Origin of the sequence: Cellulosimicrobium sp. E-16 (assembly GCF_049913115.1) — a bacterium.
Taxonomy (GTDB): Bacteria; Actinomycetota; Actinomycetes; order Actinomycetales; family Cellulomonadaceae; genus Cellulosimicrobium.
This window is the reverse complement of record NZ_CP183974.1, coordinates 1,130,581-1,143,000: the sequence shown is the minus strand read 5'-3', so window position 1 is coordinate 1,143,000 and position 12,420 is coordinate 1,130,581. Positions and strand designations below refer to the sequence as shown.

Annotated in this window: 13 protein-coding genes; 5 read left to right on the top strand and 8 right to left on the bottom strand. The window is 74.4% G+C overall.

From position 1 onward, the window contains the following. Nucleotides 1–54: 54 nt before the first annotated feature. On the bottom strand, nucleotides 55–582 hold the full coding sequence (locus ACN9MS_RS04965) for a MarR family winged helix-turn-helix transcriptional regulator (protein ID WP_141389579.1): 528 nt from the start codon (nucleotides 580–582) through the stop codon (nucleotides 55–57). 171 nt (nucleotides 583–753) lie between these two features. Between ACN9MS_RS04965 and ACN9MS_RS04960 the strand changes: the two genes are divergently transcribed. Further along, nucleotides 754–1,305, top strand: a complete 552-nt coding sequence (locus tag ACN9MS_RS04960; RefSeq protein ID WP_426310992.1) for a YceI family protein — start codon at nucleotides 754–756, stop codon at nucleotides 1,303–1,305. Nucleotides 1,306–1,416: 111 nt separating this feature from the next. Here ACN9MS_RS04960 and ACN9MS_RS04955 read toward each other — a convergent pair whose 3' ends face one another. Beyond that, on the bottom strand, nucleotides 1,417–2,091 hold the full coding sequence (locus ACN9MS_RS04955) for a redox-sensing transcriptional repressor Rex (RefSeq protein ID WP_426310991.1): 675 nt from the start codon (nucleotides 2,089–2,091) through the stop codon (nucleotides 1,417–1,419). 59 nt (nucleotides 2,092–2,150) lie between these two features. Continuing rightward, nucleotides 2,151–2,444 carry a glutaredoxin family protein gene (locus ACN9MS_RS04950; protein WP_426310990.1) on the bottom strand — a complete coding sequence of 98 codons (294 nt, stop codon included), beginning with the start codon at nucleotides 2,442–2,444 and terminating at the stop codon, nucleotides 2,151–2,153. Nucleotides 2,445–2,505: 61 nt separating this feature from the next. Between ACN9MS_RS04950 and ACN9MS_RS04945 the strand changes: the two genes are divergently transcribed. Beyond that, nucleotides 2,506–3,387 (top strand): HAD family hydrolase, encoded by an 882-nt coding sequence (locus tag ACN9MS_RS04945; RefSeq protein WP_426310989.1) that lies wholly within the window; start codon nucleotides 2,506–2,508, stop codon nucleotides 3,385–3,387. A 106-nt stretch (nucleotides 3,388–3,493) separates the two neighbouring features. Here the strand turns inward: ACN9MS_RS04945 and ACN9MS_RS04940 are convergent, their stop codons facing one another. Beyond that, nucleotides 3,494–3,592, bottom strand: coding sequence for a 30S ribosomal protein bS22 (locus ACN9MS_RS04940; protein ID WP_003792170.1), 99 nt, complete (start codon nucleotides 3,590–3,592; stop codon nucleotides 3,494–3,496). Between the two features lie 225 nt (nucleotides 3,593–3,817). Further along, nucleotides 3,818–5,047, bottom strand: coding sequence for an acetoin utilization protein AcuC (locus ACN9MS_RS04935; protein WP_426310988.1), 1,230 nt, complete (start codon nucleotides 5,045–5,047; stop codon nucleotides 3,818–3,820). Between the two features lie 166 nt (nucleotides 5,048–5,213). On the opposite strand from ACN9MS_RS04935, the gene ACN9MS_RS04930 reads away from it, so the two are divergent. Both ACN9MS_RS04930 and ACN9MS_RS04925 read left to right on the top strand, forming a co-directional pair. Continuing rightward, nucleotides 5,214–6,590, top strand: a complete 1,377-nt coding sequence (locus tag ACN9MS_RS04930; RefSeq protein ID WP_426310987.1) for a TrkH family potassium uptake protein — start codon at nucleotides 5,214–5,216, stop codon at nucleotides 6,588–6,590. Nucleotides 6,591–6,753: 163 nt separating this feature from the next. Next, complete coding sequence (locus tag ACN9MS_RS04925) at nucleotides 6,754–7,458, top strand: potassium channel family protein (protein WP_426311826.1); 705 nt, start codon at nucleotides 6,754–6,756, stop codon at nucleotides 7,456–7,458. Nucleotides 7,459–7,493: 35 nt separating this feature from the next. On the opposite strand, the gene ACN9MS_RS04920 is transcribed toward ACN9MS_RS04925, so the two are convergent. Next, a complete protein-coding gene (locus tag ACN9MS_RS04920) occupies nucleotides 7,494–8,069 on the bottom strand; it encodes an ArsR/SmtB family transcription factor (RefSeq protein WP_426310986.1) in 576 nt (191 codons plus the stop codon). Nucleotides 8,070–8,146: 77 nt separating this feature from the next. Between ACN9MS_RS04920 and ACN9MS_RS04915 the strand changes: the two genes are divergently transcribed. Then, on the top strand, nucleotides 8,147–9,460 hold the full coding sequence (locus tag ACN9MS_RS04915; RefSeq protein ID WP_426310985.1) for an MFS transporter: 1,314 nt from the start codon (nucleotides 8,147–8,149) through the stop codon (nucleotides 9,458–9,460). A gap of 48 nt (nucleotides 9,461–9,508) precedes the next feature. Here the strand turns inward: ACN9MS_RS04915 and ACN9MS_RS04910 are convergent, their stop codons facing one another. After that, a complete protein-coding gene (locus tag ACN9MS_RS04910) occupies nucleotides 9,509–10,144 on the bottom strand; it encodes a hypothetical protein (RefSeq protein ID WP_426310984.1) in 636 nt (211 codons plus the stop codon). A gap of 295 nt (nucleotides 10,145–10,439) precedes the next feature. Next, nucleotides 10,440–12,353, bottom strand: a complete 1,914-nt coding sequence (locus ACN9MS_RS04905) for an Ig-like domain-containing protein (RefSeq protein ID WP_426310983.1) — start codon at nucleotides 12,351–12,353, stop codon at nucleotides 10,440–10,442. Nucleotides 12,354–12,420 lie beyond the last annotated feature (67 nt).

Genomic DNA, 12,420 nt, shown 5'->3' with positions numbered 1-12,420 from the left:
CACTCCGGGCTCTGACCGGCACCTGCGGGCCGGCGACTCCCGGGGCGACCCGGGTCAGGAGTCGCGGTCCGCCTTGCACGCCTCGGCGACCGCGGCCATCGCCTCGCCGAGCGCGCGGAACTGCTCCGGCGTGAGCACGTCGACCATGAACCGGCGCACGGCGGCCACGTGCGCCGGCGCGGACGCCACGAGCACGCGGTAGCCCTCGGGCGTCATCGCGCAGTTGACCCCGCGACGGTCGCCCGTGCTCGCCGAGCGCCGCACCAGGCCGCGCGCCTCCATGCGCGCGACCGTGTGGGTGACGCGGCTGCGGGACCGGGCGAGCCCGTCGGCGAGCGCGGACATGCGCAGCGTGTGGTCAGGGCTCTCCGAGAGCCGCACGAGCAGCTCGTACTCGTTGAGCGAGACCTCCGAGCGCTCCTCGTGGTCACGCCCCAGCGACTCGATGAACCGCACGGTCCCGTCGAGGTAGGCACGCCACAGGCGCTGCTGCTCGGCGTCGAGCCAGCGCGGCTCCTCGCTCGCGGTCGCGGCGGTGCTGGCGGTCGTCGTCGGCTGGGCGTCGACGTCGTTGCTGGTCATAGGTCCTCGGGCGCTCGCGGACAGGGGGCGGTTCGGGGGCGGAACCTCGCGGAACATTCTTCCACCCCACCGGGAATAGACGGATCACCCCCTGCTGTTGATACGCTCGTACGAAGTTGAACCTTCAACCAAGTTCGGTCCTCCAGGACCCACGACCCCTCAGGAGCACCCATGGCCACGCCGCTGCCCGCCGGGCTCAACGCCGGTACCTACGACCTCGACTCGTCCCACTCGCAGGCGGCCTTCACGGTCCGCCACGCCGGCATCTCCAAGGTGCGCGGCACGCTCGCCATCACGGCCGGGACCATCACCGTGGGCGACGACCTCGAGTCGACCTCCGTGACCGCCGAGCTCGACGCGGCGTCCGTGAGCACGGGCGACGCGAACCGCGACAACCACCTGCGCAGCGCGGACTTCTGGGACGCCGAGAACAAGCCGACGTGGAGCTTCGCGTCGACCAGCATCTCCGGCGACGGCGACGACTTCGTCGTGGCGGGCGACCTGACGATCAACGGCGTGACCAAGCCGGTCGAGCTCGAGACCGAGTTCGCGGGCACCGCGACCGACCCGTTCGGCAACGCGCGCGCCGGCTTCGAGGCGACGACGGAGATCTCGCGCAAGGAGTTCGGCCTGACCTGGAACGCCGCGCTCGAGACCGGCGGCGTGCTCGTCGGCGACAAGATCAAGATCGCGCTCGACGTCTCGGCCATCAAGCAGGGCTGACGACCGACTCCCGGGACACCCTTCCCCGGGGACCCTTCCTCGAAACACTGCACCCACCGGCAGGGGTGCCGCCCGAGGGGCCGCGTGCACCAGCACGCGGCCCCTCGTCGTTCAGCGGTCCTGCGCCTCCGCGAGCGCGCGGGCCTGGGAGTGGAACGCGAGGATCTGGAGCTCGCTGCCGACGTCCACGCCGCGCACGTCGACGTCCGCGGGCACCTGCAGCGCGCGGGGCGCGAAGTTGAGGATCTCGCGCACCCCGGCAGCGACGACGCGGTCCGCCACGGACTGCGCGTGCGCCGCGGGCGTCGCGAGGACCACGATCGACACCTTCTCGCGCTCCACGACCGCCTCGAGCGCGTCGACGTGCTCGACGACGAGGCCCGCCGCCCGCGTCCCGACGACGTCCGGCGACGCGTCGAGGAGCGCCGCGACGTGGAAGCCGCGCTGCTCGTAGCCCGAGTAGTTCGCGAGCGCGTGCCCCAGGTTGCCGATCCCGACGATCGCGATGCGGTGCTCGTCCACGAGCCCCAGCGCCTCGGTGATGTACTGCGCGAGCGAGTCCACGTCGTACCCGACGCCGCGCGTGCCGAACGAGCCCAGGAACGACAGGTCCTTGCGGAGCTGCGCCGGGCCCACGCCGGAGAGCTCCGCGAGCTCGACCGACGACGTCGTCGCCACCCCTCGCGCCACGAGGTCCCGCAGCGCCCGCAGGTAGGACGGGAGCCGCGCCACCGTCGCGCTCGGGATACCCGGCGCCGTCACCTCACCGACTACCTGCTCAGCCACCCGTCACCCCGTCGTCCCTGGGACCGTCCTCGTCGACGGTCACGCTCCACCGGGAGGAATCATCCCAGGTCCGCGCGCGCCGTCGAAATCCGACCCACCGCGCGCGCGAGCCGGCGGGCGTCGACCCGCCAGAAACCCTGCTGGACGCCGCCGACCGTCACGACCGGGACGTACTCGCCGTACTGCTCGCGCAGCGCCGGGTCCGCGTCCGGCGCGTCGACGTCCACCTCGGCCCACGCGACCCCCGCCTCGGCGCACACCGCCTCGACGACTGCGCGCGCGTCGTCGCACAGGTGGCACCCCGCGCGGCCGTAGAGGAGGACGGGAGGGGCCGGGGCGTCGGAGGTGCTCACGACTCCCAGGGTACGAGGGACGCGCCCCCGGGACGGTCCGGAGACCGCCTAGAGTGGGGTCATGGCGACGTCTTCCGGTCCGGGCCCCGTCCCGACCCCCGGGTCGACGGACCCCGAGGACGCACCCGCCGCCGGACGCACGCCGCCCGCTCCCGCGCACCGCACCGCCGCGTTCTTCGACGTCGACAACACGATCATCCGCGGCGCGTCGTCGTTCCACCTCGCCCGCGCCCTGTACCAGCGGCAGTTCTTCTCGACGCTCGACATCGTGCGCTTCGCCGTGCACCAGGCGCGCTACCTCCTGTTCGGCGAGAACAAGCAGCAGATCGACCGCATCCGGTCGCGCGCCCTCGCGCTCATCGCGGGGCGCTCCGTCGCCGAGGTCACCGCGATCGGCGAGGAGGTGTACGACACGGTCCTCTCGCTGCGCATCTACCCCGGCACCCGCCGCCTGCTCGACGAGCACCTCGCCGCGGGGCACCAGGTGTGGCTCGTCTCCGCGACCCCGGTCGAGATCGGCGAGCTCATCGCCCGCCGCCTCGGCACCACCGGTGCGCTCGGCACCGTCGCGGAGCACGAGGACGGCTTCTACACCGGGCGTCTCGTCGGCGACATGATGCACGGCCGCGCCAAGGCCGCCGGGGTACGCGCGCTGGCCGAGCGCGAGGACATCGACCTCGACGCCTCGTACGCGTACGGCGACTCCCTCAACGACGTCACGATGATGGAGACGGTCGGCCACCCGTGCCCCATCAACCCTGACGCGCGCCTGCGCCGCTACGCCCAGGACGTCGGCTGGCCCATCCGTGAGTTCCGCGGCCGACGCCGTCGTGTCGCCCGCAGCAGCGTACGCACCGCGAGCTGGGCCGGCGCCGCCTGGGCCGCCGCCCTCGTCCTGCGCTCGGTCCGCCGCGCCGTCGACCGCCGCATCGCCCGCCTCTGACCTCCTCCACGGAGACCCCCCGGGTCACTGGGAGACGCATCGAGCCCGGTCCCCTCAGGAGGGGCCGGGCTCGACGGCGGGTCGGCGCGTCAGGACGCGCGCGACGTCACTTCTTGTTACGACGCTGGTGACGCGTCTTGCGAAGCAGCTTGCGGTGCTTCTTCTTGGCCATGCGCTTGCGGCGCTTCTTGATGACGGAGCCCATACGGTCCTCGCAATGCTCGAGCGGCGTGTCGGTCGGCGACCGGTCGACCGGCCGCGTGTGGTCCACGGTTGATCGTGGCGCCCCGGCGACCACGAGGGCGCCGCGAGCCGACCAACACGAGAGAAATCCGCCCCCTAGACTACCCGCTCGCGCTCGTGCCCCGGTACGCCGTCGCTCGGGAGGGCCCACGGGTGCTCCCGTGAGCGGCCGCACGGCGCGACGACGTCAGTCGAAGTGCGGGTCGAGACCGAGGAGCGGGAAGACGGCGCGGCGCGTGGCCGCGACGGCGCGGTCGACGTCGTCGTCCGGGTCGTAGCCGCCGCTCCAGCGCCGCACGTCGACGGGCGGGCCGAACGCGAGCGGGGCGTCGAACCCGGCGACCTCGGCGACGCGCGCGCGCCACTCCTCCGGCAGCGGCTCGCCCGCGGTCACGGGCCGGTGCACGACCTCCCCCACGACGGCCGACCACACGAGCGGCACGACGCGCGCGATCGCGTACCCGCCGCCGCCGAGCGCGAGCCACCGTCCGTCGGCGAGCTCGTGCGCGAGGTCGTGCACCCACCCGAGGGCGGTGCGCTGCGCGTCGACGGACACGTCGAGGTCGGACAGCGGGTCCTCGCCGTGCGCGTCGCACCCGTGCTGGGTCACCAGGACCCCGGGCCGGAACGCGCGCAGCACGGGCGGCACGACGGCGTCGACGGCGCGGAGCCAGCGGGCGCCGTCGGTGCGGCGCGGGAGCGCGACGTTCACCGCGGTCCCCTCGGCCCCCGCGCCCCCGACGTCGGTCGGGTGACCCGTCCCCGGGAAGAGCGTCGCGCCGCTCTGGTGGACGGACACCGTGAGCACGCGCGGGTCGTCCCAGAACGCCTCCTCCACGCCGTCGCCGTGGTGCGCGTCGAGGTCCACGTAGGCGACGCGCGCGACGCCGTCGTCGAGCAGGCGGCGGATCGCGACCGCCGCGTCGTTGTAGACGCAGAAGCCCGACGCCGCGCCCGCCTTCGCGTGGTGCATGCCCCCCGCGACGTTCACCGCGTGCCCGACGCGGCCGGCGGCGATCTCCCCCGCCGCCTCGTACGAGCCCCCGACGATCCGGGCGGCGGCCTCGTGCATCCCCGGGAAGACGGGGTCGTCCTCGGTGCCGAGCCCCCGGGCCGGGTCGGGCGTCCCGCGCTCGGACGCCGCGCGCACCGCCGCGACGTACTCGGGGCCGTGCACGAGCTCCAGCACCTCGTCGCTCGCGGGCTCGGGTCGCAGGACCGCAGGCGCCGCGTCGCCGTCGAGCAGACCGAGCGCCCGCACCAGGCCCATCGTCAGGTCGAGCCGGGCCGGGGCCATGGGGTGGCCGTGGCCGAAGTCGTAGCCGAGGAGCTCGGGGCTCCACACGACGCAGGATCCGGGCGCCGCGGCGCCCGCACCGGTGGGGGCGGGCGACGACGTGGGGTCGGTCGTGGGCATGGCTCACGGTAACGCCCGACGGCGCGCACCCGTCCCGACGGACCGGTCGCCGGACCCCGGTGCGGCGCCCGGGCGCCGGAAGCGGCATGATGTCCCGGCGCCGGAGCGGCGACATGACGGGTCACCGGGCCCGTGGCAGAGTGGCGCGAGTGGTGAGGGAGGCTCCATGCCGACGAGCATGACCGGGCGCCTGTTCAAGGGGCGGGAGATCGTCGACCGCCTCGCCCGGCAGTCGCCCGCACGCCTCGCCGTCACGGTCTTCGCCGCGGTCATCGCCCTCTTCACCGCGCTCCTCATGGCGCCCTGGGCGACCGCGAGCGGACGGGCCGCGCCCTTCGTCGACGCGCTGTTCACCGCGACGTCCGCCGTGTGCGTCACGGGACTCGTCGTCGTCCCGACCGGGACGTACTGGTCGACGTACGGGCAGGTCGTCATCCTGCTCGGCATCAAGATCGGCGGCCTGGGCGTGATGACGCTCGCGTCGATCCTCGGCATGGCCGTGTCGCGACGCATCGGCCTCACGCAGAAGCTCCTCACGGCGTCCGAGACCAAGACGACGCGGCTCGGCGAGGTCGGCTCGCTCGTGCGGGTCGTCATCATCACGTCGACGTCGCTCGAGCTGCTCATCGCGCTGCTCCTCCTGCCCCGCTTCATCGTCCTCGAGGAGACGTTCGGGGAGGCCGCCTGGCACGGGATCTTCTACGGCATCTCGGCGTTCAACAACGCGGGCTTCATCCCCACCGAGCAGGGGCTCGCGCCCTACGTGGGCGACTGGATGCTGTGCCTGCCGATCATCCTCGGCGTGTTCATCGGCTCCCTCGGCTTCCCCGTGATCCTCAACGTGATGCGCAACCGCAAGCGCGTGACGAAGTGGAGCCTGCACACCAAGCTCACGCTCACCACGAGCGCCGCCCTCGTCGTCGTCGGCACGGTCCTCTTCGCGGCCGTCGAGTGGACGAACCAGCGCACGCTCGGCCCGCTCGCGTTCGGGGAGAAGCTCCTCGCCTCGCTCTTCGCGGGCGTCATGCCCCGCTCGGGCGGCTTCTCCACCGTCGACACCGGCGGCATGCACGAGGCGAGCTGGCTCATCACCGACGCCCTCATGTTCGTCGGCGGCGGCTCTGCGTCGACCGCGGGCGGCATCAAGGTCACGACGCTCGCCGTCATGCTCATCGCGATCGTGTCCGAGGCGCGCGGTGACCGGGACATGGAGGCCTTCGGGCGCCGCATCCCGCGCGAGACCCTGCGGCTCGCCGTCGCCGTGTCGTTCGTCGGTGCGACCGCGGTGCTCCTGTCGAGCCTCCTCCTGCTGGAGATCACGGGCGAGACGCTCGACGTCATCCTCTTCGAGACGATCTCCGCGTTCGCGACGGTCGGCCTCAGCACCGGCATCACGCCCGACCTCCCCGACGCGGGCAAGTACGTGCTCGTCGCGCTCATGTTCGTCGGCCGCACGGGCACCATGACGTTCGCCGCGGCGCTGGCTCTGCGCGACCGTCGCCGCATCGTGCGCTACCCCGAGGAACGCCCCATCATCGGGTGAGCGACCCGCCCGCCGCGGCGCACGCCGTCGGGCACCGCCACCACCCCTCCACGACCACACGAAAGGCCCCACCGTGACCGACCCCTTCTCCCGCGGCGCCGACCCGAGCGCCGCGCCGGCGACCGGGAAGGACGCCCTGTCGGCAGACCCCGTCGCGCGGCGCATCGTCGAGCGCGGACGCGCCGAGCGCTCCCGCCGCGACGAGGCGAAGGCACCGCGCAAGGACGCGGGCGTGCTCGTCGTCGGCCTCGGACGCTTCGGGACGGCCATCGCCGCGACGCTCGACCGGCTCGGCCAGGACGTGCTCGCCGTCGAGCGCGACCCCGACCTCGTCGCCCAGTGGAGCGGGCAGCTCCCCCTCGTCGAGGCGGACGCGTCCAACCCCGTCGCGCTCGAGCAGCTCGGCGCGCGCGACTTCCCCGTCGCCGTCGTCGGCGTGGGCACGTCGCTCGAGGCGAGCGTCCTCATCACGGGCAACCTCGTCGACATGGGCACGCCCCAGATCTGGGCCAAGGCCATCTCCGCCGAGCACGGGCGCATCCTCCAGCGCATCGGCGCGCACCACGTCGTGTTCCCCGAGGCCGACGCCGGATCCCGCGTCGCGCACCTGGTCTCCGGCAAGCTCCTCGACTACATCGAGGTCGAGGACGGGTTCACCATCGTCAAGATGCGCCCGCCCCGCGAGGTCCAGGGCTTCACGCTCGCGCAGTCCAAGGTCCGCGAGCGCTACGGCGTCACCGTCATCGGCGTGAAGTCACCCGGCGAGGAGTTCCTCTACGCGACCCCCGAGACCCGCATCAGCGCGAACGACCTCCTCATCGTCTCGGGTCACGCCGACCTCCTGGAACGCTTCGCCGCCCGCCCCTGACGGGACCGACCGGACGGTCAGGACGGTCAGGACGGTCAGGACGACGGGCGGTGCAGGAGGAACAGCCCGCGGTGGAGGGGGCGGTCGAGGCGTTGGTCGTCCGTCGCCACGTACTCGTCGAGGACGGCGAGGATGCGCCGGTCGAGCTCGGCGACGTCGTCGTCGGAGAGGTGGAGGCGGAACGCGGCAGAAGTCGTGACGGCGTCGGGACCGGCGGCGAGGGCGTCGTCGAGCGCGGCGGCGACGGGGCCGAACCGGACGTCGGGGGCGGTGCCGCGCAGGGGGTCGTCGAGCCACCAGGTCGCGCCGGTCGCGCGGTAGGGGCGCTCGAGCGCTCCCCCGGCACCGGTCCGCACCTCCGCGGGCTCGAGCAGGCCCGCGCGGACGAGGAGCCGGACGTGGTGGAGGGCCGTGCCGGGCGCGACGCCGAGGTGGTCGGCGAGCTCCTTGTTGGTCATCTCGCGCGTGCCGCACTGCCGGACGATGCGCTGGCGCAGGGGGTGGGCGAGCGCCTTGGCCTCGAGCGCCGTGGGAGGCCGCCGTCCGGGCACCCCGGGCGTCGTCGCGCCGGGGCCGGTTACAGGGACCTGGGGCGTGGGCTCGGCGCTCATGACATCCATCGTACGTCGATCGATTGAGATCGACCGATCGATTGGGATTTCTCAATCACTGTGCCATGCTGGGCGTCATGGCCTCCGCACCCCGCCGACGACGCCCGGCCGGCACGCCCCTGGGAGCGCCGTTCCAGCGCCTCTGGACGGCGTCCGCGGTGTCCAACCTCGCCGACGGCGTGCTCAAGGTCGCGCTGCCGCTCGTCGCGGTCCGGTACACCGACTCCCCCGCGCTCGTCGCCGGGCTGACGTTCGCCCTCACCCTGCCCTGGCTCCTCTTCGCGCTGCCCGCGGGCGCGCTCGCCGACCGCCTCGACCGCCGCCACGCGATGATCGGCGCCAACGTGGCGCGGGCGCTGCTCGTGGTCGCGCTCGCCGCCGTCGCGCTCGTGCCCGACGCCGGGAGCATCGCCGCGCTCTACGTCGTCGCGTTCGGCGTCGGCGTCACGGAGACGCTCTACGACACCGCGGCCCAGTCGATCCTGCCGCAGGTCGTCCCGCGCACCGCGCTCCCCCGGGCCAACGGGCGGCTGTACGCGGCGGAGCTCACCGCCAACCAGTTCGTCGGGCCTCCGCTCGGCGGGCTGCTCGTCGCGGCGGGGGCGGCCGTGGCGTTCGGGCTCCCGGGCGCGCTCTGGGCGCTCGCCGTCGGGCTCCTCGTCGGCCTGCCCGGCGCGTACCGTCCCGAGCGCACGACCCGCACGACGCTCCGGGCCGACATCGGCGAGGGCCTGCGCTTCCTGTGGCACGACCGGATCCTGCGCACGCTCGCCCTCATGGTCGGCGGGATCAACTTCGCGAGCAACGCCGCGTTCGCGATCTTCGTGCTCTACGCCGTCGGCCCCGACTCGCCCCTCGGGCTCTCCGAGCCCGCGTACGGCGTGCTGCTCACGACGACCGCGGTCGGCGCGTTCGCGGGCTCGTTCGTCGCGGAGCGCGTCGTCGCGCTCGTCGGCCGGGCGCGCTCGCTCGCGCTGACCGTGCTCAGCACGGTCGCGCTGGTGGGGATCCCCGCGGTGACGACGAACGCGTGGGTGATCGGCGCCGTCTACGCCGTGGGCGGCGCGGGGATCGCCGTGTGGAACGTCGTCACCGTCTCGCTCCGGCAGCGGATCACGCCCGACGCGCTGCTCGGTCGCCTCAACTCCTGCTACCGGCTCGTCGCGTGGGGGACGATGCCACTCGGCGCGGCGGTCGGCGGCCTGCTCGGCGAGGTGTTCGGGCTGCGGAGCGTGTTCGTCGTCATGGCGGCGGTGTCCGCGGCGACGCTGCTGGGCATGCTCGTCGTGGACGACCGCGCGATGGACGCGGCGGAGCGTGCCGCCGACGAGCGTGCGGGCGTCGGGGACCAGGAGGCCGAGCCCGCGGCGGACCCTGTCGCCGAGGACTGAACCGCGTCCACACCGCCTCGTCGCGCGGACCCTCTGCCCCGGCCGTGGTCAGGCGGCGGGCCGGCCCCTGTGCGCCCGACGGCGCAGCACGGCACCAGCCGCGACGGCCACCCCCGCGAGGACGGCGGCCCCGACGAGCCCGGTGCCGGTCGTGGCGAGCCCGCCCGGGCGCGGGGACGCCGACGTCCCGCCGCCGCCCGTCCCGCCCGTGCCGGTGGACGGCGTGCCGCCCGGCTCCTGGGGCTCGCCCGGCGCGGCGAGGACGACGAACGGCTCGGACAGCACGTCGGCGCCGGCGCCCGGGGCGACGAGGCGGACGTGGTGCTCGCCCGGGGCCGTCCCGACCGGGATCGTCGTCACGAGCTCGAACGCGCCGTCGGCGTCGGTCGTGACCGTGCCGAGCAGCACGGGCTCGCTCTCGAGCCAGACCTCGTAGGTCGTGTGCGGCGCGAGGCCGCTGCCGCGGACCACGAGCTCGCCGCCGACGACGAACGGGCCCTCGCCCACGACGACGACCCGCGGCACGGCGGGCACCTCGCGCTCGGTGATCTCGACGCTCACGCGCACGCCGTCGGCCGGGTCCGGGGACGTGGCGGCGAGGGCGGCGGCCGAGGCCGCTCCGGCGGGGACGAGGAGGGAGCCGGCGATCACGAGGGCGGCGAGCAGCCTGCGGGTGGTCGTCACGCGATGAACCTCTTCGTCCGGCCCGGGGTGGGCGCTGCTGGGTCCCCCCGAACCCGGCTGGACGAGCGTCCAGCCGCGATCATCTTGCCATCTTGGACGCCTGAACTGAACACGCGTCCAGGTTGTTCACCCGCCCGCCGCCGGCCGGACCCCGGGCAGCACGAGGCTCGGCCCCCGCCGCTCCGAGGAGCGACGAGGGCCGAGCCGGACCCGGGCGGTGCCGGCACACCGCCCGGGGGTCTGTGGTCGCCCGCCCTGGCGCCGGGGCTCTCCCTCGGCGAGGTGGGACGACGGGTCAGCCGCAGTCGAGCGCGTCGAACGGCGCGTCGACCGTGGTGGTCACCTCCTCCCCGCCGACAAGGGCGGTGGCCGTGACGGTCGCCGTGCCGGCCGGGGCCGACGTCGCGCGCGTCGCGAACGACTGGTACGCGCTCTTGCCCGGCGCCACGTCCGCGAACGCCTTCTGCCCGAACGGCGTCGCGAGCGTCACCGAGACCGGGACGTCCTCGCCGTTCGTCGCCCGGACGGCGACGTACGCCTTGCCCGCGAGGCAGCGCGGCGAGACCTCGATCACGAGGTCGAGCTCCGGCTCGTCGCCGAGCGCGGGCAGGACGACCTGCTGGCGGACCTCCTCGTTGCCCGCCGCGTCGGTCGCGGCGAACTCGATGACCTGCGGCTCGTCGGTGAGCGCGCGCGTGAACGGCTCGGTGTAGGTGCCCCAGAACGTGCCGGGACCCTCCCACTGGACCTTGTCCACGCCCGAGCCCGCGTCCGTCGCCGCGAGCGTGATCTCGACGCTGCTGCCGACCTCGCGCAGCGTCGCGACCGTCACCGGCGCGACCGAGTCGACGCGGAGCTCGCGCGAGCCCGTGCCGACGTTGCCCGCCGAGTCCGTCGCGCGCGCCTCGACGGTGCGCACGCCGTCCTCGTCGACCGCGAACGGCCCGGCGTACGCGGACCACGCGCCGCCGTCGACCGAGACCTCGACCGCCGGGGCGGGGTCGCGGTTGTCGGACGCCACGACCGTGACGGTCGGGTGCTGCACGTACCAGCCCGACGTCGCCGGGCCGGGCTGCGCGGACACGGTCACCGTGGGCGGCGTCGTGTCCTCGCCGGAGTCGGGCGCGACGACGAACACCACGGCCTCGGCGGGCACGTCCGTCCCCTCGACGTCGCCGTCGACGAAGAACAGCCCGTCGGGCTCGGCGAAGTCCGCCGGGTCGACGGCGTCCCAGGCCACGGGGACGCGGCTGTCCTTCGACGCGTCCTCGTACTCGGCGGTGACGGTCGCGGGCAGCGCCGGGGCCGTGCCCGCGAGCGTCACGACGCTCACGTGGTCGACCGCCGTGATCGCGCCCGGCTCGCCGTCGCGCACGTGCACCGTGCCGGTCACCGGCTCGACGAGCGCGTCCGACGTCCCGCTGACCTCGAACGCCCCCGCCGCGGCGACGTCCTCGGCAGTGACGTCCTCCCAGTCGACCGCGACCGTCTCGACGCGACCGTCGGTGAAGATCGCGTCGATCTCGGCCGGGAGGTCGGGCAGGACGCCGACGTCCGTGGGGATGTGGACCGGCGAGTAGTCGATCGGACCGTTCGGGTCGACCGGCTCGGGCTCCTCGACCCCGCCCGTTCCCCAGACCTCCCACTCGGACACCCCGACGGCCGAGTACGTCGTCGCCGTGGTCCCCCGCAGCGCGTCGAACGTCGCCCGCAGACGCGTCGTGGTGACCGCGTCGAACGTCGTCTCGTTGGTCGCGAGGCGGTCGGTCGGGTAGCCGCTCGGGTTGGGGACGTCGACGAACGCGCCGGCGTCCGCGTCCCAGTACTGGAGCTTCCAGGACGCCGGGACGCGCACGTTGTCGCCGTTCGCGTCGGTGCCGTCCGACCAGAACCGGACGACGGAGCGGTCCACCGTCACCGGCGCGGGCCAGGAGTACTCGAGCCACTGCGTCGCGGGGCGGTCCCCGCTCCACGTCGCCCAGGTCGCGTCGTGCGCTCCCCCGGTGCTCACGCCGGCGCCGTCGTTCACGGCCTCGACCTTGTTCCACGACGCGGTGTAGCTCGCCTCGGGCGTGCCGATCAGCGCGACGTTCGACGGCGCCTCGTCGGCCGCCGCCAGGATCTCGCCGCCGGGGCCGGAGGTCGCGGCCCACGCCCCGACTCCCGCGCCCGTGAGGGCCAGGGCGAGCGCGGTCGCGGTGGCGACCACGCGCCGTCGGGCCCGCGGCGCCGGCGGCCGGTCCCCGAGCGGGAGGAGGACGGTCGAGCCCGCACCC

Bases quoted from the DNA above. Each gene is read 5' to 3' on its own strand.
- ACN9MS_RS04965 (WP_141389579.1), bottom strand. From the start codon at position 582: ATGACCAGCAACGACGTCGACGCCCAGCCGACGACGACCGCCAGCACC.
- ACN9MS_RS04960 (WP_426310992.1), top strand. From the start codon at position 754: ATGGCCACGCCGCTGCCCGCCGGGCTCAACGCCGGTACCTACGACCTC.
- ACN9MS_RS04945 (WP_426310989.1), top strand. From the start codon at position 2,506: ATGGCGACGTCTTCCGGTCCGGGCCCCGTCCCGACCCCCGGGTCGACG.
- ACN9MS_RS04940 (WP_003792170.1), bottom strand. From the start codon at position 3,592: ATGGGCTCCGTCATCAAGAAGCGCCGCAAGCGCATGGCCAAGAAGAAG.
- ACN9MS_RS04935 (WP_426310988.1), bottom strand. From the start codon at position 5,047: ATGCCCACGACCGACCCCACGTCGTCGCCCGCCCCCACCGGTGCGGGC.
- ACN9MS_RS04930 (WP_426310987.1), top strand. From the start codon at position 5,214: ATGCCGACGAGCATGACCGGGCGCCTGTTCAAGGGGCGGGAGATCGTC.
- ACN9MS_RS04920 (WP_426310986.1), bottom strand. From the start codon at position 8,069: ATGAGCGCCGAGCCCACGCCCCAGGTCCCTGTAACCGGCCCCGGCGCG.
- ACN9MS_RS04915 (WP_426310985.1), top strand. From the start codon at position 8,147: ATGGCCTCCGCACCCCGCCGACGACGCCCGGCCGGCACGCCCCTGGGA.